The organism is Candidatus Pelagibacter sp. Uisw_099_02 (genome assembly GCF_047727625.1).
GTDB lineage: Bacteria > Pseudomonadota > Alphaproteobacteria > Pelagibacterales > Pelagibacteraceae > Pelagibacter.
In genome coordinates this window covers 1,226,317-1,251,080 of the sequence record NZ_CP159822.1, presented here as the reverse complement: position 1 = coordinate 1,251,080, position 24,764 = coordinate 1,226,317, and the positions used below count along the sequence as shown (strand labels likewise).

Annotated in this window: 24 protein-coding genes; 11 read left to right on the top strand and 13 right to left on the bottom strand. The window is 29.1% G+C overall.

Features of this window, described 5'->3' with window-relative positions; genetic code table 11:
• Position 1: 1 nt before the first annotated feature.
• The 5 genes from dnaK to ABXT47_RS06725 are packed head-to-tail and all read left to right on the top strand — an operon-like array spanning position 2 to position 5,514.
• Complete coding sequence (gene dnaK, locus ABXT47_RS06745; protein WP_415308378.1) at positions 2-1,963, top strand: molecular chaperone DnaK; 1,962 nt, start codon at positions 2-4, stop codon at positions 1,961-1,963.
• 32 nt (positions 1,964-1,995) lie between these two features.
• On the top strand, positions 1,996-3,117 hold the full coding sequence (gene dnaJ, locus ABXT47_RS06740; protein WP_415308376.1) for a molecular chaperone DnaJ: 1,122 nt from the start codon (positions 1,996-1,998) through the stop codon (positions 3,115-3,117).
• A gap of 36 nt (positions 3,118-3,153) precedes the next feature.
• A complete protein-coding gene (gene dapB / locus ABXT47_RS06735; RefSeq protein WP_415308375.1) occupies positions 3,154-3,930 on the top strand; it encodes a 4-hydroxy-tetrahydrodipicolinate reductase in 777 nt (258 codons plus the stop codon).
• Positions 3,930-4,583 carry an endonuclease III gene (nth, locus tag ABXT47_RS06730; RefSeq protein ID WP_415308373.1) on the top strand — a complete coding sequence of 218 codons (654 nt, stop codon included), beginning with the start codon at positions 3,930-3,932 and terminating at the stop codon, positions 4,581-4,583. The genes dapB and nth overlap by 1 nt, the downstream gene beginning before the upstream one ends.
• A gap of 1 nt (position 4,584) precedes the next feature.
• A complete protein-coding gene (locus tag ABXT47_RS06725) occupies positions 4,585-5,514 on the top strand; it encodes an adenosine kinase (RefSeq protein WP_415308371.1) in 930 nt (309 codons plus the stop codon).
• Between the two features lie 7 nt (positions 5,515-5,521).
• Here ABXT47_RS06725 and ABXT47_RS06720 read toward each other — a convergent pair whose 3' ends face one another.
• Positions 5,522-6,109, bottom strand: coding sequence for a helix-turn-helix domain-containing protein (locus tag ABXT47_RS06720; protein WP_415308370.1), 588 nt, complete (start codon positions 6,107-6,109; stop codon positions 5,522-5,524).
• A gap of 13 nt (positions 6,110-6,122) precedes the next feature.
• Between ABXT47_RS06720 and ABXT47_RS06715 the strand changes: the two genes are divergently transcribed.
• Entirely contained in the window at positions 6,123-6,611 is a 489-nt protein-coding gene (locus ABXT47_RS06715; RefSeq protein ID WP_415308369.1) for a L,D-transpeptidase family protein, read from the top strand.
• Here ABXT47_RS06715 and ABXT47_RS06710 read toward each other — a convergent pair.
• Positions 6,608-7,267: a YggS family pyridoxal phosphate-dependent enzyme gene (locus tag ABXT47_RS06710; RefSeq protein ID WP_415308367.1), complete on the bottom strand. Its 660-nt coding sequence runs from the start codon at positions 7,265-7,267 to the stop codon at positions 6,608-6,610. The genes ABXT47_RS06715 and ABXT47_RS06710 overlap by 4 nt on opposite strands.
• On the opposite strand from ABXT47_RS06710, the gene ABXT47_RS06705 reads away from it, so the two are divergent.
• Entirely contained in the window at positions 7,262-7,810 is a 549-nt protein-coding gene (locus tag ABXT47_RS06705; protein WP_415308365.1) for a thiamine phosphate synthase, read from the top strand. The two genes, ABXT47_RS06710 and ABXT47_RS06705, sit on opposite strands and share 6 nt — an antisense overlap.
• A gap of 42 nt (positions 7,811-7,852) precedes the next feature.
• Here the strand turns inward: ABXT47_RS06705 and ABXT47_RS06700 are convergent, their stop codons facing one another.
• On the bottom strand, positions 7,853-8,776 hold the full coding sequence (locus ABXT47_RS06700; protein ID WP_415308363.1) for a porin: 924 nt from the start codon (positions 8,774-8,776) through the stop codon (positions 7,853-7,855).
• A 268-nt stretch (positions 8,777-9,044) separates the two neighbouring features.
• Here ABXT47_RS06700 and ABXT47_RS06695 point away from each other — a divergent pair, with 268 nt between their 5' ends.
• The 4 genes from ABXT47_RS06695 to holA are packed head-to-tail and all read left to right on the top strand — an operon-like array spanning position 9,045 to position 13,588.
• Entirely contained in the window at positions 9,045-9,557 is a 513-nt protein-coding gene (locus ABXT47_RS06695; protein WP_415308362.1) for a DUF3576 domain-containing protein, read from the top strand.
• Between the two features lie 17 nt (positions 9,558-9,574).
• Complete coding sequence (gene leuS / locus ABXT47_RS06690; protein ID WP_415308360.1) at positions 9,575-12,124, top strand: leucine--tRNA ligase; 2,550 nt, start codon at positions 9,575-9,577, stop codon at positions 12,122-12,124.
• Between the two features lie 2 nt (positions 12,125-12,126).
• The gene (locus ABXT47_RS06685) at positions 12,127-12,591 is read left to right on the top strand and encodes a hypothetical protein (RefSeq protein ID WP_415308358.1); all 465 of its coding nucleotides are present in this window, start codon (positions 12,127-12,129) and stop codon (positions 12,589-12,591) included.
• Position 12,592: 1 nt separating this feature from the next.
• Positions 12,593-13,588, top strand: a complete 996-nt coding sequence (holA, locus tag ABXT47_RS06680; RefSeq protein ID WP_415308356.1) for a DNA polymerase III subunit delta — start codon at positions 12,593-12,595, stop codon at positions 13,586-13,588.
• Here holA and ABXT47_RS06675 read toward each other — a convergent pair.
• The 10 genes from ABXT47_RS06675 to hemE form a co-directional block, all read right to left on the bottom strand.
• Positions 13,578-14,426 (bottom strand): ParB/RepB/Spo0J family partition protein, encoded by an 849-nt coding sequence (locus tag ABXT47_RS06675; protein ID WP_415308355.1) that lies wholly within the window; start codon positions 14,424-14,426, stop codon positions 13,578-13,580. The two genes, holA and ABXT47_RS06675, sit on opposite strands and share 11 nt — an antisense overlap.
• Positions 14,426-15,220 (bottom strand): ParA family protein, encoded by a 795-nt coding sequence (locus ABXT47_RS06670; protein ID WP_415308353.1) that lies wholly within the window; start codon positions 15,218-15,220, stop codon positions 14,426-14,428. The genes ABXT47_RS06675 and ABXT47_RS06670 overlap by 1 nt, the downstream gene beginning before the upstream one ends.
• Positions 15,221-15,228: 8 nt before the next feature.
• Positions 15,229-15,870 carry a 16S rRNA (guanine(527)-N(7))-methyltransferase RsmG gene (locus tag ABXT47_RS06665; RefSeq protein ID WP_415308351.1) on the bottom strand — a complete coding sequence of 214 codons (642 nt, stop codon included), beginning with the start codon at positions 15,868-15,870 and terminating at the stop codon, positions 15,229-15,231.
• Positions 15,870-17,741, bottom strand: coding sequence for a tRNA uridine-5-carboxymethylaminomethyl(34) synthesis enzyme MnmG (gene mnmG / locus ABXT47_RS06660; RefSeq protein WP_415308349.1), 1,872 nt, complete (start codon positions 17,739-17,741; stop codon positions 15,870-15,872). The genes ABXT47_RS06665 and mnmG overlap by 1 nt, the downstream gene beginning before the upstream one ends.
• A 166-nt stretch (positions 17,742-17,907) precedes the next feature.
• Positions 17,908-19,239, bottom strand: coding sequence for a tRNA uridine-5-carboxymethylaminomethyl(34) synthesis GTPase MnmE (gene mnmE / locus ABXT47_RS06655; protein WP_415308348.1), 1,332 nt, complete (start codon positions 19,237-19,239; stop codon positions 17,908-17,910).
• Between the two features lie 24 nt (positions 19,240-19,263).
• Positions 19,264-20,829: a tetratricopeptide repeat-containing sulfotransferase family protein gene (locus ABXT47_RS06650; RefSeq protein WP_415308346.1), complete on the bottom strand. Its 1,566-nt coding sequence runs from the start codon at positions 20,827-20,829 to the stop codon at positions 19,264-19,266.
• A 53-nt stretch (positions 20,830-20,882) separates the two neighbouring features.
• Entirely contained in the window at positions 20,883-22,151 is a 1,269-nt protein-coding gene (gene rho / locus ABXT47_RS06645) for a transcription termination factor Rho (protein ID WP_415308344.1), read from the bottom strand.
• A 66-nt stretch (positions 22,152-22,217) separates the two neighbouring features.
• Positions 22,218-22,652: a protoporphyrinogen oxidase HemJ gene (gene hemJ / locus ABXT47_RS06640; protein WP_415308343.1), complete on the bottom strand. Its 435-nt coding sequence runs from the start codon at positions 22,650-22,652 to the stop codon at positions 22,218-22,220.
• Positions 22,645-23,679 (bottom strand): ferrochelatase, encoded by a 1,035-nt coding sequence (gene hemH, locus ABXT47_RS06635; RefSeq protein WP_415308342.1) that lies wholly within the window; start codon positions 23,677-23,679, stop codon positions 22,645-22,647. Before hemH ends, hemJ begins: the two co-directional genes overlap by 8 nt.
• Positions 23,680-24,681, bottom strand: coding sequence for a uroporphyrinogen decarboxylase (gene hemE / locus ABXT47_RS06630; protein ID WP_415308341.1), 1,002 nt, complete (start codon positions 24,679-24,681; stop codon positions 23,680-23,682).
• Positions 24,682-24,764 lie beyond the last annotated feature (83 nt).

Sequence of the window (24,764 nt, the reverse complement as noted above, 5' to 3'; positions counted from 1 at the left end):
TATGAGCAAAATTATTGGAATAGATTTAGGAACAACAAATTCGTGTGTATCTATCATGGAAGGTAGTCAGCCTAAAGTTTTAGAAAATGCAGAAGGTGCAAGAACAACTCCTTCTGTTGTTGCTTTTACTGATGATGGAGAAAAACTTGTTGGACAACCCGCAAAAAGACAAGCGGTAACTAACCCTGAAAATACTATTTTTGCTGTAAAAAGATTAATTGGGAGAAATTTTGAAGATCCTACTGTAAAAAAAGATATTGCAGCAGCACCTTTTAAAATAGTTAGCTCAGAAAAAGGGGATGCCTGGATTGAAGCAAAAGGTGAAAAATATTCACCTTCACAAATATCAGCTTTCATTCTTATAAAAATGAAAGAAACAGCTGAGAAATATTTGGGACAAGAAGTAACTAAAGCTGTGATAACTGTTCCTGCTTACTTTAACGATGCTCAAAGACAAGCAACAAAAGATGCTGGTAAAATTGCGGGATTAGAAGTTTTAAGAATTATAAATGAACCAACGGCTGCTTCATTAGCATATGGTTTAGATAAGAAAAAAGAAAATAAAAAAATTGCTGTATATGACTTGGGTGGAGGAACTTTTGATGTTTCTATTCTTGAATTAGGTGATGGTGTATTTGAAGTTAAATCTACTAATGGTGATACATTTTTAGGTGGAGAAGATTTTGACAACACAATTGTTGATTACTTAGTTGGTGAGTTCAAAAAAGATAATGGAATAGATTTAAAAACTGATAAACTAGCCCTTCAAAGGTTAAAAGAGGCTGCTGAAAAAGCAAAAATAGAACTTTCGTCTGCTGAACAAACTGATGTTAATTTACCATTCATAACTGCAGACAAAACGGGTCCAAAGCATATTAATTTGAAAATGACTAGAGCAAAATTAGAAGCTTTAGTTGAAGATTTAATTTCAAGAACTTTGCCACCATGTAAAACAGCTCTAAAAGATGCGGGTCTTACTGCAAATGAAATTGATGAAGTTGTAATGGTTGGTGGAATGACAAGAATGCCTAAAGTTTTAGCTGAAGTTAAAAATTTTTTTGGAAAGGAACCAAACAAAAGTGTAAACCCTGATGAAGTAGTTGCAATGGGTGCAGCAATTCAAGCAGGTGTTCTTCAGGGGGATGTTAAAGACGTGCTTCTTTTAGATGTAACACCTTTGTCACTTGGAATTGAAACATTGGGTGGAGTATCAACAAAATTAATTGAAAAAAACACAACAATACCAACAAAAAAAAGCCAAGTCTTTTCTACAGCAGATGACAACCAACCAGCTGTATCAATAAGAGTTCTTCAAGGTGAAAGAGAGATGGCATCTGATAATAAAATGTTGGGGAATTTTGAATTAATAGGTATTGCACCAGCTCCAAGAGGAGTACCTCAAATTGAAGTAACTTTTGATATTGATGCAAATGGAATTGTTAGTGTTTCTGCAAAAGATAAGGGAACTGGAAAAGAACAAAAAATTCAAATCCAAGCTTCAGGTGGCTTGAGTGATGAGGAAATTGAAAAGATGGTTAAAGATGCAGAGACTAATAAAGATGAAGATAAAAAGAAAAGAGAATCTGTAGATGCAAGAAACCAAGCAGATACCTTAATTCATTCAACTGAAAAAAATTTAAAAGAACATGGTGCTAAAGTTTCAGACGCTGAAAAGAAAGCAATAGAAGATGCGTCAACTGATTTGAAAGAAGCTATAAAAGGAACTGATACTGAAAATATTAAAAAGAAAACAGAAGTTTTAGTTCAGGCTTCTATGAAACTTGGTGAAGCTATCTACAAATCTCAAGAAAAAAAAGAAGGTTCACCTAAAGATGGTGATGAGAATAATGAAACAAAAAAAGATGACAACGTAGTTGATGCAGATTTTGAGGAAGTAAAAGAAGAAGGTAAAGAAGAAACAAAAGAGGATAAAAAAGAAGAAAATAAAGAAAAAAGTGCTTAATACTTAAAACAACTATCATCTTAGACTAACTTATGGCTAAAAGAGATTTTTATGACGTTTTAGGTGTTAGCAAAAATGCAAGCCCTGAAGAATTAAAATCTGCATACAGAAAACTAGCAGTAAAACATCACCCTGATAAAAACCCTGGAGATAAAACTTCCGAAGACAAATTTAAAGAAGCTGGTGAGGCATACGGTATTCTTTCTGATGCGGGGAAAAAACAAAACTATGATAATTTTGGCCATGCTGCTTTTGAGGGTGGAGGGGGTTCGAGACAGGGTGGTGGCTTCGGTGGAGCTGATTTTTCAGATATTTTTGAGGATTTTTTTGGTGACTTTGGCGGAGGTGGTAGGTCGAGAGGGCGAAAAACAAATAATAGAGGTTCTGATTTAAGATATGATTTATCAATTTCTCTTAGAGAGGCGTATGAAGGTAAAAAGCAAGATATAAAATTTTCAACGACTGAAAAATGTACATTGTGTAAAGGAAATGGTTCTAAGCCTGGTCACTCTCCAGACAGATGTACAGTTTGTGGTGGGAACGGTAAAGTAAGATCTAATCAAGGTTTTTTTACAGTTCAACAAACTTGTCCTCAATGTCAAGGAACTGGAGAAGAAATTACTAATCCATGTACTGACTGTAACGGTCAAGGCAACAAACAGGCTTCAAAAAAAATATCAGTAACAATACCAAAGGGTGTTGATGACGGAACTAGAATAAGATTGGCTGGCAAAGGAGAAGCTGGCACCAAGGGTGGAGCTAGTGGAGATTTATATTTATTTATTAATGTTCACTCTCATGATTTATTTAAAAGATCTGATGAAAATTTATTTTTTGAATTTCCTATATCAATTGCTGATGCTGCACTAGGTACTACAATTGAAATACCAACAATTGATGGTGGTAGGGCAAAAATTAAAATACCTGATGGAACTCAAAATGGAAAACAATTTAGACTAAAAGGAAAAGGAATGCCTTACATGCGAGGAAGTGGAAATGGAGACCTTTATGTTCAGGTCAATACCGAAGTTCCAATTTCACTAAATAAAGAGCAAAAAGAGTTACTTGAAAAATTTAGAGAAATAGAAAATGAAAAATCAAATCCAAGTATTAAAAAGTTCTTTCAAAAAGCTAAAAGTTTTTGGAAAAACTAAAAGACTAATTAACCAAAAAAGGTTAATATTTTCTAAATGAAAAAAATCAATTTAGCAATTTCTGGTTGTCTTGGGAGAATGGGTCAGCAACTTATTAAATCTTCTAAATCTAATAAAAACTTTAAACTTGTAGCTCTTACAGAAAACAAAATTATCAATAAAAAAATAGCTAATATCAAACTTGATTTAAATACAGAGCTAGCTTTTAAAAAAACTGATGTAATAGTGGACTTTACAGTTCCAAAATGTACTTTAGATATCCTTAAAATTGCATCAAGACTTAAAAAAAGAGTAGTTATTGGAACAACTGGTTTTACTAAAAAAGAAGATAGTTTAATTAAAAAGTATTCAAAAAAAATTCCTATATTAAAAGCTGGTAATATGAGCTTAGGTGTTAATTTGTTAATGTATTTAACTGAAATTGCTTCAAAATCATTGAATGATGAATATTTAAGCAAAGTGTATGAAGTTCATCATAAACATAAAAAAGATTATCCCTCAGGAACAGCTTTAATGCTGGGAAAAGGTATAGCAAATGGAAAAAATAAAAATCTTTATAATTTAATTGGTAAAAAATTTTTAAATAAAAAATCTTTTCAGTATGGAAAAAAAATTAATTTTAATTCAATTAGAAAAGGAGAAATTATTGGAGAGCATGAGGTTGCATTTTCTAGTGGTAAAGAAATAATAAAATTAAATCACGAAGCATTTGACAGATCTTTATACTCTGATGGTGCTCTAATTGCTGCAAAATGGCTTATAAATAAAAGGCCTGGACTTTATTCAATGAGAGATTTATTAAATTTTGAATAATGGATGAAAAAGACAAAATAAATAAAATACTTAAAATTTTAAATAAAATTTATCCAACAACTCCCATTCCCCTAGTCCATAAAAATAAATTCACTCTTTTAATGTCAGTCCTTTTGTCGGCACAGTGTACTGATTTAAATGTTAATAATGTAACTAAAAATATATACCCAAAATATTATAAACCTGAGCATTTCGTAAAATTAGGCAGAAAAAAAATTGAAAGATTAATTAAAAGTATTGGTATTTTTAGAGTTAAAGCAAAAAGTATTTACTTAATGTCTAAGCAACTTTTAGATAATCATGGTGGCAAAGTACCTAAAAGCTTTGAAGAGCTTGAAAAACTGCCTGGTGTAGGACATAAAACAGCAAGTGTAGTGATGTCTCAAGGATTTGGTATACCTGCATTTGCAGTAGATACTCATATACATAGGCTTGCTCAAAGATGGGGTTTAACAAGTGGTAAAAATGTTATTCAAACAGAGAAGGATTTAAAAAGACTATTTCCTAAAAAAAAGTGGAGCAAATTACACTTACAGATAATTTATTATGGAAGAGAATTTTGTAAGGCAAGGGAGTGTTATGGTTTGACTTGTAAAATTTGTACCACTTGTTATCCTAATAGAAAAAATCCAGTTAAAATAAAAAAAGCTTAATATGAAAATTTTAGGAATCGGAAATGCAATTGTTGATGTCATATGTAAAGTAAATGATCAATATCTATTAGAAAATGGTTTAACAAAAAGCACTATGAAGCTAGTAGATGAAAATGAATTCAAAAAACTTTTATCTACTCTAAAAATTGAAGAAACTGTATCTGGTGGATCAGTTGCAAATTCTATTGTTGGCCTATCTCAATTACAAAATAATGTTGGATTTATTGGTAAAATCAATTCTGACGAATTAGGCCAAAAATATAAAGAGGGTCTGATTAAGGAAAAAGTGCAATATTTTTATGATAACAGAGAAGAAATTTTACCGACTGGTACATGTTTAATTCTAATAACACCTGATTCGGAAAGAACAATGATAACTTTTTTAGGTATAGCAGGAAAAATTAGTGAAAAAGATATTAATGAAAATGCTGTTAAAGAAAGTGAAATGATATTTTTAGAAGGATATTTATGGGATGAAGGTGATCCAAAATCTGCATTTGATAAAGCAATGTCCTTAGCTAATAAAAAAGCGATGACGTTATCCGACCAGTTTTGTGTAAAAAGACATAAGGATAGTTTTTTAAACCTTGTTAAAAATAAGCTTGATATTACTTTTGCTAATGAACAGGAGATTAAATCTTTAATTGATACAAAAAAATTTAGTGATGTTATTACGTTTGGAAAACAATTAGGAAAACTTCTTATTATTACTCGAGGAGAAAAAGGGAGTATTGCTATTAAAAATAATGAAGTGGTTGAATGTGAAGCTAAGTCAAATTTGAAAATTATAGATTTAACAGGTGCTGGTGATTTGTTTGCAGCAGGATATCTTCATGGATTTATTAATAAATTTTCAATAGAAAAGAGTCTTGAAAAGGGTACAGAAATGTCGTCAAAGATAATTCAAAAAATTGGCGCTAGATTAAATTAGTTTTATTTTACTCAATAAAATACCCATTTTTATGACTTAATATAAAATTGTTATCATTAAATTTGATATTTAACTTTTTTCGTAATCGATATATGTGTGTTTCAACAGTATGCGTTTCCATTTCAGGTGAATAACCCCATATATTTTTTTGTAAATCAGACACATCATGTTTTGTCTTTGTCTTATTTAAATATAAAATAATTTCAATTTCTTTTTCTGTTAATTTTAAACTTACATTATTTTTAGAGAAAAATTTAGAGTTTAGATTTAATTCGTAACTTTTAATATTAACTTTAGACTGATAATTAAATTTAAGTTTGATTAATTGAATATTAATTAGTTCTAAAATTTTATTTAAAGGCAAAGGTAATTCATTAAAAAATAATAAATTGTGATCTGTTATATTCTTATTTTGTGATAACTTCTGTTGAGAGTTTGAAATTACTAAAGAATTCTTTATATCTAAATCAAAACTATTAATAAAATCCTCTTTATTTTCATATTTTATTATTTTAAAAGTTAAATGTTCTTTAATCTCACATAAAACTTCATATAGTGAGTTAAAATTTATAATAAAAACATTTTGCTTAATCATATTCAGTAAACCTATGATAATTCATGTAAAAAATAAAAACACCCTAATAATTGATGATTTTAGGTTCAAATGTTGTGTAGGTAAAAATGGCTTAAATTCAAATAAAATAGAGGGAGATTATTCAACACCAAAAGGTTTGTTCAAGTTAGAAAAATTATATTTTAGGAAAGATAGGGTTGGAGTTCCTCAATGTAAAATTGCAAAAAAAATTATTAAAAAAAATATAGCTTGGTGTGATGATCCAAAGCATAAAAAATATAACAGTGAAATTCTAAAAATTAATAAAAAAAATAAAGAAAATTTTTATAGAAAAGATCACATATATGATTATTTAATAACAATTAGTCATAATAGTAAAAAAATTCCCTATAAGGGTAGTGCAATCTTTATACATATAACTAATAGCTATAAACCTACAGCTGGCTGTATAGCTCTTAAAAAAAAAGATTTTGAAATCATATTAAAATTAATTAATCAAAAAACACAAATAAAAATTGATTAACTTCTTGGACCAAAGATTTTAGACCCAATTCTTAAAAATGTTGCATCATTTTTAGCTGCTTCCAAATAATCTTCTGACATGCCCATGCTTAAATCGATTAGGCCTAATTCTTTATTAATTTTACTCATCTCTAAAAAATAATTTTTGACCTCTCCTTCTTTAGGTGGAATGCACATGGTTCCAATTACATCTAAATTTAAATTTTTACAATATTCATTAAACTCTGAAGCTTTCTCTTTACTTATTCCGGATTTTTGTTCCTCATTACCAATATTAATTTGTATAAAAAACTTAAGTTTTTTGTTTTGTTTACTCTGTTCTTCAGCAATCTTACTAGCTAATCTTTCACTATCTAATGAGTGAACATAATCAAAAATTTTAACTGCCAACTTTACTTTATTCGTTTGTAACTTTCCAATTAAGTGTATTTTAATCTCTCTATTTCTAGCTTTAATGTCTTTCCACTTATCTAATGCTTCTTGGACTTTATTTTCACCATAATCTAAATGTCCATACTCAATGAGAGGTAAAATTTTTTCAATAGGAAATGTCTTTGATACAGCGATAATTTTGCTTTTTTTATTATTATTTAAATCATTTACTTTTGATTTAATTAGCTCTTTTATATAAGTTAAGTTTTTAACAGTATTATGCATAATTATTTACCTAATAAGTATTACTTTATAAGTAAATTTGATAAAAATCACATAGATAAACTTGATAAAGATACAGCAATAATTTATAGAAATTATACTGAAAAATTAGACACAAATTTAATTTTAAAAATAAAGAATTATTCAAAAAAAAGAGGCAATAAATTTATTCTATCAAATAATATTAAATTAGCTTTAAAGCTCAATTTGGATGGTGCTTATATACCCTCTTTTAATACAGAATATAAACACCTTTGTTACTCATATAGAAAAAATTTTATTTTGTTAGGTTCTGTTCATAATTACAAAGAAATCAATGCTAAAGTTTTACAAAAGGTTGATGCTGTTTTTTTATCTTCACCATTTAGAAAAAACAAAAATTATTTAGGTATTAATAGATTTAAGTTATTATCCTCATTAACAAAAAAAAAAATTATTGTTTTGGGTGGGCTATCTAAAGAAAACATTAAACAACTAGACTTATTAAATTGTTTTGGGTTTGCTGGAATAAGCTTTTTTGAGAGAGACAAAAAAAACAGCCCATAAATTAATATGGGCTGTTTTTTAAATTTTAAATTTACTTAATTACTAAAATGCAAATGTTACAGCAACTTCTGTGAAACTATCATCATCAGTTGACGTACCAGCTACAGCTTCAGTTGTGTTATGAACTGCACCAATAGTAATTGATCCCATTGTGTATGACGCTGAGAAACCTGCACTGTCTTCGTCAGATTTAGTAGTGTCACCAAACTCAACTGTAGATAAACCATAAGATACACTTAAGTTTTCATTTACAGCAAATGACGCAGCAATGTGATTTCTGTCTTCGTCAGAAGTAGTAAGCGTGTTGTCAATTTTCGACACCTGGATACCCAATGTTGCAGGACCAGTTGTGTACTTAGCCCACATAGTTGAATGATCTTGGTCAGTCGTAACTGTTGCACCAGCTTTATCACCCATACCAATACCAACTTGTAAACCATCCATTAGATCGTTTGAAAGTAGTACGATAGATTTATCTGAACCAGTTGCAGCATTATTAGTATAAGCAACTGAAACTGTTGCTCCCATTAAGCTACCTTCATATCCCCATTGGTTCACATTTGAATGATCAACAACACCGTTATCATCAGCATTAACATCATCCCAAACTTCTTCACCAGCAGTTGGCATAACGTCATCATATTTACCGATACCAGCAATGTCAGTTCCATTTCCTAGACCAATCATTCCTGCATCACCCATGTCAATTTTAACAGAAGTAGATGAGAAAGCTGCATCAGTCATAGTGTAACCATAACTTACAGTCATTCCATTATCTAAATCTCCAGATCCTGAAAAGCCAATAGCTTTATCTGTACTGTATGAGTTTCCAGTAGTTTCTGACTCATGCTGTGATTGGTATTTTATTTTTGCAGTTCCAGATACATCTAATGCACCTGCAAAAGCTGCAGTAGTTGCTAGAGAACCTGCTAATGCAGTTAACCCTAGTTTTTTTAAGTTGTTCATATTTTTCTCCATTTTTATTGTTTTATAATTATAAACACTGTTTTATTAGCAAATTTTGCTTTATTTTATTAAATTTTATCATAATTCTGACCATTTATTTGGCAATTGATGCTTTTATGCAACACTATATCCCTTATTTTTAGTTTTTTTCTACTTTAAATTTAGTTAAAAATTTAAACCTATCATGATCTTAAAAATATGATAATTAAAGCATTATCTGAGCTTTATGGCAATCAAAATAACTCTAAAATTAATAGTCCTTTTTCTTATGATTTTAAGTCTAGAATCATGTGGTTTATATAGGCCTACAGATGCAAAAAAATTCCCTCCTGAGCCTGAAAAAAGGATACAAAAAAATATTGAAGAAGGAAGAGGTTTTAGTTTTGGTAATAAAGAAAAAAATAACGGCTCTTTTGATTTTGCTACCTCTAATGAATTGTGGAGGGCAACACTTGATACATTAGATTTTATGCCACTTCTTGCAGTTGACTATGGTGGGGGGTTAATAATAACAGATTGGTATAATGATACTAACGAACCAAATAAATCAATTAAAATTTCAATTCGTTTTTTAACAAATGAAATTAGATCTGACGCATTAAATATTCAAATCTTCAATAAAAATTGTGACGTAAATACTAATTGCAAAATAATAGAAAATGAAAGTGCTTTAAATAATGAATTAAAATTGGCTATTTTAAAAAAAGCAGCTACTTATTTTAAAAGTAAAAAAAAAGGTAAAAAAAGAAGCTTAGATTTTCTGAAATCCTCAGATAGATAGGGTTATAAGACACACTCGTGACTAGATATAATTTTAAATCAGTAGAAGAAAAATGGCAAAAGATTTGGGAGGATAAAAAAGTTTTTGAATCAAAGGTCATCAAAGACAAAAAAAAATTTTATTGCCTTGAAATGTTTCCATATCCATCTGGTAAAATTCACATGGGGCATGTTCGAAATTATACTATTGGAGATGTCTTAGCTAGATATAAATCTATGCGTGGGTTTAATGTTCTTCACCCCATGGGATGGGACTCTTTTGGAATGCCCGCAGAGAATGCTGCTCGTCAGAATAATTTAGATCCTAAGAAGTGGACAGAAAAAAATATATCCACAATGAAATCACAACTAAAACAACTTGGTTTATCTATTGATTGGAGCAAAGAAATTTCAACTTGCTCACCTGAATACTATAAACATCAACAAAAATTTTTCCTAGATCTATATGACAAGGGCTTAGTTTATAGAAAAGAAAACTATGTAAACTGGGATCCTATTGATCAAACAGTTTTAGCAAATGAACAAGTAATTGATGGCAGAGGCTGGCGATCAGGGGCCATAGTTGAAAGAAAAAAACTTAACCAATGGTGTTTTAATATTTCAAAATTTTCAGATGAACTTTTAGATGATTTAGAAAAACTTGATGAGTGGCCTAATAAAGTTAAGGTGATGCAAAAAAATTGGATTGGAAAATCCTTTGGTAGTGAAATTACTTTTCAAATTGAAGGCATTGATGACGTAAAATCTGTAAAAATTTTTACAACAAGACCTGATACACTTTTTGGCTGTTCATTTTTGGCTCTATCAGTTGATCATCCAATATCCAAATATTATGAAAAAGATGATAATTTTAAAAAATTTAAAGAAGACTGCTCAAAGTCTGGCACAACAGAAGAGGCTATAGCACAAGCTGAAAAAATAGGTTTTAAAACTAAACTTTTAGCAACAAATCCTTTTGACTCTGAAAAAAAAATTCCTATTTTTTTTGCTAATTTTGTTTTAATGGATTATGGCTTTGGAGCTGTTTTTGGATGCCCAAGTCATGATCAGCGAGATTTAGATTTTGCATTAAAATATAATCTAGACATAATACCTGTTGTAAAACCAAATGATCATGTCGGAGAATTTAAGGTTGAAAAAGAAGCGTATACAGGACCAGGGAAAATTTTTAATTCAAAATTCCTTGATGGGTTAAGTGCACCAGAGGAATCAATATTAAAAGCCATTCAAGTTCTGGAAGAGAAGAAATTAGGAAATAAAAAAATTAACTTTAGATTAAAAGATTGGGGTATTTCTCGTCAAAGATATTGGGGATGCCCAATACCCATTGCTTATAATAAAAATAATGAAATTGTAAAAATACCAAATGAATTTTTACCAATTAAACTTCCAGAAAATATAAACCTTAATACAAAAGGTAATCCACTGGATCATCAAGATGAATGGAAGAAAATTTTAATTGATGGTGAGGAGTGTGAGCTAGAAACGGATACTCTTGACACTTTTGTAGACTCTTCATGGTATTTTTTAAGATTTTGTTCACCTAAGAATGATGAAAATGGTTTTAATGTTGACGATATTAACTATTGGATGCCAGTTGACCAATATATTGGAGGGGTGGAACACGCAATTTTACATCTTTTATACTCAAGGTTCTTTATGCGGGCTTTGAGTTACAAAAATGATCAAATAAATATAAAAGAGCCATTTAAAGGCTTATTTACACAAGGTATGGTTTGTCATGAGACATATAAAGATCAAGAGAATAACTGGGTTAGTCCTGATGAAATAACCTCTGAGGATAATAAAAACTATTATAAGAAAAATAATCTTTCAGAGAAAATAATTGTAGGACCCATAGAGTCTATGTCTAAATCAAAAAAAAATACCATTGACCCTGAAGAAATAATAAAGAATTATGGTGCTGACTCTGTAAGGTTATTTATTTTATCAGATAGCCCCCCTGAAAAAGACATACAGTGGTCAGATACTGGAATAAAGGCTGCTTTTAAATTTATCCAGAAGTTTTGGACCTTACACTTAAATATAAAAAATCAGATTGAAGGACAAAATGATAAATTTATAGGAAAGAAGGGAGATGAAATTTTTAGATTTACCAATCAAATACTTCAAAAGATTACAAAAAATTTAGAAAGTTTTCAATATAATGTGCTTGTAGCAAATTTGTATGAGATTTATAATTTTTTTTCCAAAAATATTTCCTCAGTAAGTGCTGAAGATTTAAAAGTTAATTATATCAAAATATTATGTTCTTTAAATCCAATTTTACCACATCTTTCAGCTGAATGTTTTGAGGATTTGAACATCAAGAATAGCTATCAATGGCCTGAAATTGAAAAAAAATACTTAATACAAAGCAAAACTTCTATAGTAATTCAGATAAATAGTAAAAAAAGATCTATAATGGAAATGCAATTTAATATTAATGAAAAAGCATTGATGCAAGAAATATATAAAGATGCTAAATGTAATAAATATTTAGAAGACAAAATAATTGTGAAAACAATTTTTATTAAAGATAAATTGATTAATATAATTACAGACTAAAAATGAGAATTAAAAAAAATATTATTATAATCTTTTTAGTGATGACCATGTTAAATGCATGTGGATATACTCCTATATATTATAAAGAAAACATTGATTTCAAGATAAAAAATATTGAAATGGAAGGAGATAAATTAATTAATAATAGAATTTATAAAAACCTAAAAAATATTCAAAGTCAGCAAAATAACCAAAAAATTATTGAAATAAATCTGTACTCAATAAAAGAAAAAAAAATTACTACAAAAAATTCAAAAGGTGATGCTAAAAGTTTCAATTTAAGAATTAATACAAAATTAACAATTAAAGATAACAATTCTAATATAATGATAAAAAATTTTGGAAAAAGCTTCAACTATAACAATATAGACAGAAAGTTTGATTTGAAAAAAAATGAAAAAAAAATACAAGAGAACTTAGCTGAAGAAATTTCTGAAGAAATAATCTTGTTTTTGTACTCTTTATAAAATGATAATAAAATCTTTTGAGCTAGAAAAGATAAACTTAAAAAAACAATCTCTTTTTTTATTATATGGTGAGAATCAGGGGCATAAAAACCAAATAATTGAGAATAAATTTAAAGTAAAATATCCAAATAATACTTATTACTATGAAGAGAGCGAAGTTCTGAATAATATTGAGAATTTTTTTAACAATATTTTATCAAAATCTTTTTTTGAAAATGAAAAATTAATTATAATAAATAGAGCAACTGATAAAATAAAAGTTGTAATAGAGGAAATTATCGAAAAAAAAATTGATGACTTAATTTTAATTTTAAATTCAAATACTCTTGAGAAAAAATCAAAAATAAGATCTTTATTTGAAAAAAATAAAGAAATATTTTGTGTTCCATTTTATGAGGATAACAATCAAACCTTATCAGCTATGGTAAATGGTTTTTTTAGAGAAAACAAAGTGCCTATTTCACAACAGGCCATTAATTTGATTGTTCAACGTTCAAGAGGAGATAGACAAAACTTAAATAATGAACTTGAAAAAATAAGAAATTTCATACTAAATAAAAATAAAATAGAAATACAAGATATCTTAAAACTCACTAATTTAGCCGAAAATTATAATGTTTCTGAATTAATTGATTGCTGCTTGTCCAAAAATAAAAAAAGAACCATTAATATATTGAATGAGAATAATTACACGCTAGATGATTGTATTATAATTATTAGAACTTTTTTAATGAAAGCAAAAAGACTGATTAAATTAAGTAAAAGTTTTGAAAAGACAAAAAGTTTAGACGCAACAATAGGGAGTTTTAAACCGCCAATATTTTGGAAGGACAAAGAGATTGTAAAACTTCAAATAAAAAATTGGTCTTATAAAGAGGTTAAAAATTTAATATATCAAATTAATACTGTTGAACTTTTAGTTAAAAAACATTCTAATAGTTCCATTAATATTTTGTCAGATTTTATCATTGAAAAATCTTCGATAATTAATAATTAGACTTTATAATTTCAATAATTTTGTTAAGCTGATCAAGGTCTTTGTATTCTAAAAGTAAAGTCCCAGTATTGTCTTTTTTATTTTTAATCAAAACATTCAAGCCAATTTTTTCTATAATTGAATTTTCTAGACCTTTTAAATTGGCATCTTTAAATGTTTTAGAGGGCTTTTTTTTCGTCTTATATATTTTTACAAAATTTTCTGCTTGTCTTACAGAAAGAGATTTTTCAATTATTTTAGTTGCTACAAATTCTGCATTATCTAACCCTACCAAAACTTTTGCATGACCAGGTGATAATTTTTTAGTTTCAACTAGTCTTAAGACAGCATTTGGTAAGTTTAATAATCTTAAAATATTAGTTATATGGCTTCTGCTTTTTCCAATAAATTGAGCAACTTTATCTTGATCATAAGAAAATTCCTGAATAAGACGTTGATAACCACGTGCTTCTTCAATTGCATTTAGATCATTTCTTTGAACGTTCTCAACAATAGCAAATTCTAAAGATTTTAAATCATCTACATCAGTTATAACTACTGGTACCTCGTGTAGACCAGCTTTTTGTGCCGCTAGCCACCTTCTCTCACCTGCAATTATTTCATATTTAGAATTATGATCGTTTGACTTTCTAACAATGATTGGTTGAATAATACCTCTCTCCTTTATCGAACCTGTTAAATCTTTTAAACTTTCTTCATCAAATATTTTTCGTGGTTGAAATTTATTACTTAATAAATTGCTTATAGAAACTTTATTAATATTTATTTCTACTTTTGTTTCACCTATTAAAGATGACAACCCTCTACCTAAACCTTTTTTTATTTTTGTTGTATCCATTATGCAGCACTCCCTATTTTTTGTTCTTGACCAATAAATTCATCTGTAAAACTAAAATATGATTTACTTCCAGGACAAGACTTGTCGTAAATTAAAACCGGCATGCCGTGAGATGGTGCCTCAGACAGTCTTACATTTCTTGGTATGATAGTAAGATAAACCTTTTCTTTAAAATAATCTCTTGCTTCTTTTTCAACTTGTGATGAAAGCTTGTTTCTTTTGTCATACATGGTCAAAAGAATTCCTCTGATCTTTAATTCAGGATTTAAGTTAACTTTTATTCGTTCTATTGTTTTCATTAATTGTGTTAAGCCCTCTAGAGCAAAAAATTCTGTCTGCAATGGGACCACAAGTGAGTGAGATGACACTAAAGCCATGACTGTAAGTAAACTTAGTGATGGTGGACAGTCTATAAGTATATAATCATAGTATCCTCTAGAATTATTTAAATAAGCGGCTAATTTAACCTTTAATATGAAGGCTCGCTCGTTATCACTGGCTATTTCTATCTCTAGTCCAGACAAATCAACATTTGAAGTGATAATGTCTAAATTTTCAAATTCTGTTTTTTTGATTACCTCGGTAATTGACCTTGTTCCGTTCAATACACCATAAATTGTATCACTAGAATTTTCTAAATTAGATAAACCAAGTCCTGTAGTAGCATTTCCTTGTGGATCTAGATCAATTACTAAAACTTTTTTTTCTTGCTGAGCTAGACCAGCTGCAAGGTTGATGACTGTTGTTGTTTTTCCAACCCCACCCTTTTGATTTATTATAGAAATAATTTGCATTTAATTTTTTAATTTTTTTTTTTTATATTTTTTATATTTAATAAGAATGAATCTTGGCTTGTAATACTTTTTTTTTTTTCAAAATCAAAATCCCACTTTTTTAAAGTTTCTTCTAAAATTTTTTCGCCATTTTTTCCCATGAACAAAATTAAATTTTTATAACTACTAAAATTTTTATAAACTAAATCTAAAACTACAGGTAAGGGCTTAAAAGCTCTTGCCATTATTGTACCTGACTGTAAATTTTGTGCCTCAAAAATATTTTCTTGTATTACCTCTGTATTTAATCTTAAGTCTCTTGATACTTTTCTCAAAAAAGCACTCTTATGATGACTTTTGTCATATAAATGTACTTTTGCATCATTTTTTAAGTTTTTAATCATTATTGCAATAATTATGCCAGGCATACCTCCGCCTGAACCTATATCAGTTATATTAATACTATTTAAATCAACAAATTCAATGATTTGTGCTGAATCGACTATATGGCGGTCTCTAATTACTTCATTTTTCGCAGTTTCTTTACTTATCATGTTAATTTGTTCATTTCTTTCTTTAAGCATAGCAATGAAGCTCTCAAAATCTACAAATGTTTCACGTGAAACATTTTGATCTTTTAGTAGTGAATATTTTTTTAAAATTTCCTCCATTAAGCTATAAGCTTAATAGACTTTCTTTTTACATGTGACAACAAAATATATACAGCAGCTGGAGTTATTCCATCAATTCTTAACGCTTGTCCCATAGTTTTTGGTTTTATTTGTTTAAATTTAGCTTTTACTTCATTTGATAGTCCAGAAAGATCATCATAGTTAACTTTGTCGGGAATAACTAAATTTTCATCTCTTTTAAATGCCAATATATCTGCTTTTTGTTTTTTTAGATAACCTCTATAATGCGCATTTGTTTCAATTTGCTCATCTATTTTTTTACAAAAATATGGAATTTCAGGCCAAATTTCCCTGATTTTTTTCATATCAACACCTTTTTGTGTTAATATTTCATTAGATTTTCTTAAAACACCATCTTTTGCAATTTTAATATCAAAGTTTTTGATTTTTGTTGGGGACATTGATAATTCAGACATTATTTTAGATATTATTCCTAATTTTTGTTCTTTATCTTTAAAAATATCCTCTCTTTCTTTTGATATTAATCCAATTTCAATTCCTTTATTTGTTAATCTTTGGTCGGCATTATCAGCTCTCAAACTTAGTCTATATTCAGCTCTAGAAGTAAACATTCTATAAGGCTCTGCAACACCCTTAGTTACTAAATCATCTATCATGACACCAATGTAAGCATCAGACCTATCTAAAATAAATGGCTCTTCTTTCTTAAAAGATAATGCAGCATTAATTCCGGCTATTAACCCCTGTGCGGCTGCTTCTTCATATCCAGTTGTACCATTTATCTGTCCAGCAAGGTATAAATTTTGAATTTTTTTTGTTTCAAGAGTTAAAAATAGTTCTCTAGGGTCAATATAGTCGTATTCTATCGCATAACCTGGCCTAATTATCTTAACATTTTCTAAACCGCTGATATTGTTACATATTTCTTGCTGTACATCCTCAGGTAATGATGTGGATATTCCATTTGGGTATATTGTGTGATCATTTAACCCTTCAGGCTCTAAATATATCTGGTGACGGTCCTTATCTGCAAACTTTACTATTTTATCCTCTATTGAAGGACAGTATCTTGGACCAACACCTTTTATACTTCCTGAGTACATGGCACTTTTTTGAAGATTTTTTTGAATTATCTTATGAACCTTTTCATTCGTATAAGTCATCCGACATGAAACTTGTTTGTTTAAATTTTTTTTAGTTAAGAAAGAAAAAAAATAAGGCTCGTCATCTGCAAACTGTTCTTCTAAATTATTATAATTAATTGTTCTTGAGTCGAGCCTTGGTGGTGTTCCTGTCTTAAGTCTTCCTATTTTAAAATCATATTTTGCGAGTTGTTCGCTTAATCCTCTTGAAGGCTTTTCATCAAATCTTCCTGCTGGCGTTCTCTCATCTCCAATATGAATCAAACCATTCAAAAATGTTCCAGTTGTTAAAATTAGCTTTGCGCAACTAATTTTTTTTCCAGACTTTGTTTCAAAACCATTTATGGTATTTTTATCAAAAATAAACTTAATCACAGGGTCTGAAAAAACTGTTAAATTACAGTAGTTTAATAATTTTTCTTGCATATATTTACGATACAAAGATCTGTCAGATTGAGTTCTCGGTCCCTGAACTGCTGGACCTCTACTTCTATTTAATAATCTAAATTGTATTCCAGATTTATCTGCAACCTCACCCATCACACCATCTAAAGCATCTATCTCTCTAACTAGATGACCTTTACCAAGACCACCTATTGCTGGATTACAAGACATCTCTCCTATAGTCTCAATTTTATGAGTGAATAGGGCCGTGTTGACTCCAAGACGCGCAGAGGCTGCTGCAGCCTCACAACCCGCATGTCCTCCTCCAATAACTACTACTTCAAATGATAAATCATTTTTCATAACCTAAATTTATAACTCATAAAAAAATTTACAAGGAGTCCGTGTTTTTTAAAAAATAATTTTTTTTGCTTTTTAAAGGTGCATATTTGAATTTAAATTGACAAATAAGCTATATTTATCAACTATAGTAGTATGAATTTGCTGAAAAAACCCTATAAAATGACAATTATTTTCCAATACAAAAATCGTTGAAAATACTACCTAATATCTCCTCAACATCGACTTTTCCAACTATCATACCCAGATGTCTGGTGGAAAGACGAAGATCTTCAGCGGCTTTGTCAAAGTCCTCAGTTTCATTTTTTTCTTCAAAATTTTTTAGATAGATTAAACTTTGCTCTAAATGTTGTCTGTGCCTTTCTCGGGTAATTAAAATATCTTCACTTGTGATAAATTTATTTTTTATTTTATTTTTTATTTTAAAAATTAAATTCTCAATATTGAAATTGTTTTTTACTGAAATTAAAACATGCTCAAAATTTTTTATTTCTAAACTTAAGTCTTCATTTAAAAGATCAGATTTGTTAATTACAAGAATAGCATTCTCATCCATTAATTCTTTTAAAATTCCTTTAATATCAAGGCTTTTAGCATCTATAATGATTAATTTTAAGTCGGCATCTTCTGCTTTTTTTAATGCTAGTTTTATTCCTTTTTTTTCAATTTCATTTTTAGATTCTCTAATTCCAGCTGTATCAGAAACAATAACTGGATAACCATCAATATTTAGATGTGTTTCTATTACATCTCTAGTTGTTCCTGCTATCTCAGAGACAATTGCAACATCGCGATTTGATAGATGATTTATCAAACTAGATTTACCAGCATTAGTTGGTCCTATAATCGCAATTTTAAAACCTTCTCTAATTCTTTCACCAACTTTTTGATCGTTTAAAATTTTTTTTATATTCAAAATTACTTCGCCGGAAATACTTTTAATATTTTTTAAAATGTCCTCAGGTAAATCATCGTCAGGAAAATCTATTTTTGCTTCAACATGTGATAAAATTTTTAAAAGTTTTTCTCTTAATTCATTAAATTTGTTAGCGGACTTTCCATTCATAATTTTTATTGCTTGTTGTCTTTGAATTTCAGTTTCGGCTGAAATTAAATCAGCAATACTTTCTGCTTTGAGTAAATTAATTTTTCCATTTTGGAATGCCAACTTTGTGAACTCACCTGGCTCCGCTAAACGGCAATTATCAATCTTTGAAATAGAAGAGTGTAAGGCATCAATTACAGCTTTGCTTCCGTGTATGTGGAATTCAACCATATCCTCTCCTGTGTAGCTGTCAGGGCCAGGAAACCACAATACTATGCCCTCATCAATAAGCTCAGAAGTGTTGATTTTGCTGATTTTTCTAAGTGTAGCAACTCTAGGTTCTGGAATCTCTGTATTTGTTAACAATTCTATAACTTTTTTAGTTTCATTTCCGGAAACTCTTATGATGGCTATACCAGAAATACCTGGACCAGTTGATAATGCATAAATTGTCATTAGAGCATTATACTCTAATTATAATTAGTGTGTATCAAGAATATTATACATCTCCTGAAGGTACTTTTTAAAGTTAGTATTTGAGTTTACAGAGGTATTATATATTGGTTTTCTGGCCTGATTGACACTTACAGTTTGTATTGGCGTTTTATTGTTTTTATAATAATTTAAACAAGATGGGTCCCAATCAAGGTTACAAAATTTAATTAGTTTTTTTATCTCAACTTCGTGGTTAGAAACTAAATCTTCATATTTTACATCATAAATAAAATTAGGTATTTTTTTTTTCCAAAATAACATTAAGTTATCATAAAGATTATAATAACGTGCAACATCTGTTTGATCATAACTCCAATTCATACTCGGTGAAGCAAAAGAATTTTTGAAAAGCGATAGACAGTTATCTTTTGGGTTCCTCTTACAGTGTATGATTTTACTATTTGGAAAAAAAATTTTGATAAATCCAATCCATCTAAAATTTTGAGGAGCCTTATCAGTGGTTCTTTTTGAATCAAACTTGTGATCATTTAATTTTTTAAAATACTCATTTGCTACATTGTTTTCAGGTAATGATGCTTGATCTATTAGTCTTTGTTTGTTTATTCTAAAATCTTCTATAAAATTTTTTTGCAAAACATCTTGTAAGTATATTAATTCTCCAGCTCCATAGACTTCTTTGTGAGATGCTATTATTTGCTCTACAAGAGTTGTACCAGACCTTGGCATTCCACAAATAAAAATTATTTCTTTATTTTCTGACCTCTTTTTGAAGCGATCAAAATCAATATTTTCAAAGACTTTAATTATACTATTAAAAAGTTTTTCATCATTTCCCAAGTTATAGTTAAATTTTTTTTTCTTCAAAAAATTAGCAATTGTTAGGTTTTGAAATGAAGAGTCAAAAGAACCCATTTCTTCAAAGGCTTTGGCCAATGCAAATGATAGGTCTATTTTTTGATCATCATTAAGACTTTTATCTAAAATTAGTTTTTTCATTTCCTCTAAATGAATTTTACTTTCTTCATTTTTTGGATCGTAATTTAAAATAGAACTGATCATCTTGTGTGCTGAGGCTTTCTTGGGGTCAATTATTAAAATTCTTTTTAATACTTTGGTTGCTTCATCAAAATTTCCTAATCCCTGCAGGGCTGAAGCCAATCCAAATAAAAGTGTTATTTCGTTTTTGTTTTCTACTATTGCCTTTTTGAATAAGTCTGTTGCCTCTTTGAAGTCATTTAATTGTAGCTTCAGATTGCCATAATTGTTTAAGGCGTTAATGTATCCTGGGTTTAAATCTATTGCTTTTTTATAAAGTTTTTCTGCCAACTCTATTCTTCCTAAAGCTTTGTAGGAATTAGCTAAATTGTTTATAGCTGCAATATTATTGGGCTCCTGATCCAACGCACCAATGAAGTATTTTACTGATAACTTTATTTGTCTATTTTTTTGAAAAGCCAAGCCGCATAAATTTAACACAAATGCATTATTGGGTGTTTTTTTTAAAATTTTACTACAGCCTTCAATTACATTCTTGAGGTTACCTACTGCTAAATGATTTTGAAGAACTTTTATTTTTTCTATTAAATCCATAAATATATATGGTTAAAATAATATACTTTTCTAATTCAAATAAAATTATTATTTTATGCTGGTTTGTTCATTGAGTTAAAAAAATCTGCATTACTTTTTGTTTCTTTAAGTTTTGAATTAATAAACTCAATTGCATCCATAGTACCCATTGGGCTAATAATTCTTCTAAGAACATTCATTTTTGAAAGATCGTCTTTATCAAAAAGTAGCTCTTCTCTTCTAGTTCCAGATTTTGTTATATCTATTGCAGGATAAATTCTTTTTTCTGCAATTTTTCTATCAAGTACTGTCTCACTGTTTCCAGTTCCTTTAAATTCTTCAAAAATAACCTCGTCCATTCTTGATCCTGTATCAATTAGAGCAGTTGAGATGATGGTTAAAGATCCACCTTCTTCAATGTTTCTTGCGGCTCCAAAAAATCTTTTTGGTCTTTGTAATGCATTTGCATCAACACCGCCTGTTAAAACTTTTCCAGAACTTGGTATGACAGCATTGTAAGCTCTGCCTAGTCTTGTTATTGAGTCTAGTAAAATTACAACGTCTTTTTTGTGTTCAGTTAATCTTTTTGCTTTTTCGATTACCATTTCAGCAACTGCAACGTGTCTTGAAGCTGGTTCATCAAAAGTAGAACTAATTACTTCTCCTTTTACTGTTCTTTTCATGTCAGTTACTTCTTCTGGTCTCTCATCAATCAATAAAACCATTAAGTAGCTCTTTGGGTAGTTTTTAGCTATTGAGTTTGCAATACTTTGTAAAATCATTGTCTTACCTGCTTTAGGGGGCGAGATAATTATTGATCTTTGACCTTTTCCAATAGGGCTTACAAGATCAATTAATCTTGGAGTTAAATCTGGTTTTTTTTCTATTTTAGTTGTCTCAACTTCCATCACCATTTGTTTGTCTGGGTAAAGTGGAGTTAAATTATCAAACGCAATTTTGTGACGAGCTTTTTCTGGTTCTTCAAAATTTATTTTTTCTACTTGCAATAATGCAAAATATCTTTCTCCTTCTTTGGGGGCTCTTACGGGGCCTTCGACTGTATCTCCTGTTCTCAAACCAAATTTTCTTATCTGACTTGGACTAACATAAATATCGTCTGGGCCAGCTAAGTAATTTGATTCCATGGCCCTCAAAAAACCAAATCCATCTTGTAATAATTGCAAAACTCCAGCTCCTGTTATCTCTTCTTTTTCTGCAACTTTTTTTAATATAGCAAATAAGATTTCTTGTTTTCTAAGTGTGCTAGCATTTTCAATTCCAAGCTCCTCGGCTTGTGTAATTAATTGTTCAGATGATTTTAATTTAAGTTCTTGTATATTCATGACTAGGGGGGGTTAAAATTTTAGTAAGATAGTATAAATATATATATTCTTTAAAACATTACAAGCTTAGATGGGCTTAAAAACAACAATAAAAACAATCAAAATAAGCATTATTGTTGGTACTTCGTTAATTACTCTAAAAAACTTAGAAGATTTAGTATTTTGATCCAAATTAAAATCACTAAGGAGTTTGGATAAATAGAAATGATATAAGGTTAATAAAATCACTAACAATAATTTTAATTTAATCCAAGTTGCAGAAAGAACTTCGAAACCCAAAGATGAGATTAAAATTAATCCGAACACCCAAGTTATAATCATTGCTGGTGTCATAATGTAAAAATATAATTTTTTTTCCATTGTTTTAAATATTGAAGAAATGTTTTTATCTTTTAAGTTTTCTACATGATATACGAAAATCCTGGGTAAATATAGAAGTCCTGCCATCCAGGAGATTACTGCTATTAAATGTAGGCTTTTAAATAATAAATAACTATTCATAATTTAAACAGGGACATTTTTTAAAATTAGATGGACACTGTATCTTTGGTGGATAAAGATTCTCATTAATTTTATATTCGTCTTTTTTAATTATTAATTCTGATATTGCTCTAATAAAATCTTCATTAATTCCAAGTGCTGGAACTCTTGTATAATTTTTACATCCATTAGCATCTGCTATTTCTTTATATTCTATATCAAGCTCAACGAGAGTTTCTGAATGTTCGGAAACAAACGCGATAGGTACCAAAACGATATGCTTACCAATCTTGGAATTTTCAATAATTATGTTTTCTGTTGATGGTCCTATCCATTTAAGTGGACCAACTCGACTTTGATAGCTCAATATCCAATCAAGGTTATCATTATTTAAACTCTCAACTATTTTTTTAACTGATTGTTCCACTTGCCACTGATAAGGATCCCCTTTTTTAATGTTTTTTTCTGGAAGGCCGTGAGCAGAGAATATTAATTTAAAGTTTTTAAGATCTTTAATTTTTTTTGTTATCTCTTTTGTATGAGCGTTAATAAAATTCTGGTCTGTTGGGTAGCAGCATATGGTGCTTGTTTTAACGTGGTAGTTATTTTTTTTACAAACGTCTTTCCATTCTTTAATTGAAGACCCTGATGTTGCGGCAGAGTATTGAGGATACAGGGGCATTAAGACAACTTCGTCTGGGTTATATGACTGAACATCTTTAATTACATCTTTGGCTCTCGGATTCCAACATCTCATTATGATGAAGCACTTGTATTCATTTACCTCTTGTGTTCGATTTAGTTTTATTTCAAGAGCATCAGACTGTTCTTTGGTTAATTTTAATATAGGTGATGAACCACCTAGCTCTGCATAAATTTTTTTGGCAACAGGTGCTCTTCGATTAGAGATTAGCTTTGCTAATGGATATCTAAAAAAAGTTGGTAAATTTAAAATCGCTGGGTCATTAAATAAATTAAATAAAAAAGGTTCAACATTTTCTAATTTGTCTGGACCCCCAAGGTTAAATAAAATAATTGCTTTTTTCATTTAATAATCTTTTACCATCTTCACCAAATAATCTACCATATTAGGATCTGTTTGAGGCAATACGCCATGACCTAAATTAAATATATATGGGTGGTCTTTAAATATATCTAGATATTTTTTTGCTTTTTTTTTCAAGTTTTCTTTATCAGTTAATAATATCTTTGGATCAAGCCCCCCTTGAACGGGTATATTTATTTCTTTGCAAACAGACATTGGGCTTACATTGTAATCAATATTGACAGCATCAGGCTTAACAATATCACAATAGTTTTTATAATTTTTTACTCCTCTTGGAAAACAAATAACTGGTACTTTTAATGACTTTACATAGTCTACTAAATTTAAAGTTGGAATGTAAACATAGTTTGGTAGATCTTTTTCTTCAAGCAATCCGGCCCAACTATCGAAAATTTGAATTACAGTGGCGCCACTTCTAATTTGTTGGTCGATGTGTAACTTTAAAAACTTTTCTAATATGATTAAAATTTTATTTATTAAAAACTTATCTTTAAAAAAATCTTTTATTAATTCTTTCTTTGGTGAGTGTTTATTAATCATATAAACTAATAATGTCCATGGAGCTCCAACAAATCCTATTAGGTTTTTATTTTTGATTAAATTGTTTTCGCTAACTCTTTTAATTGATTTATAAACTGGGTATAATTTTCCTATAAAATCAATTTCATCAACTTTAGATATTTCATCTAAATTTAGTGTACCTAGTTGTGGTCCAAAGTCTTTTTTAAATTCTACTTTTTGATTTAACCCATAAGGTAACATTAAAATGTCTGAAAAAATTATTGCCGCATCTAATTCAAATCTTTTTAAGGGCTGAAGTGTAATTTGTGATGAGAGGTTTTCATCTAAACATAAATTAATAAAATTTGGATTTGATTTCCTAATCTTTCTAAATTCTGGAAGATATCTTCCTGCTTGTCTCATTAACCATATTGGGGCACTAGTTGTTTTTTTGTTTATTATGGTTTCTTGAATGGGTGTCATAATAATAAGTAAATATTTAATTATAGTATTAGTTATATGATATGTGAATATTGGTAATTAGTTGTTTTACACATTTTATACAC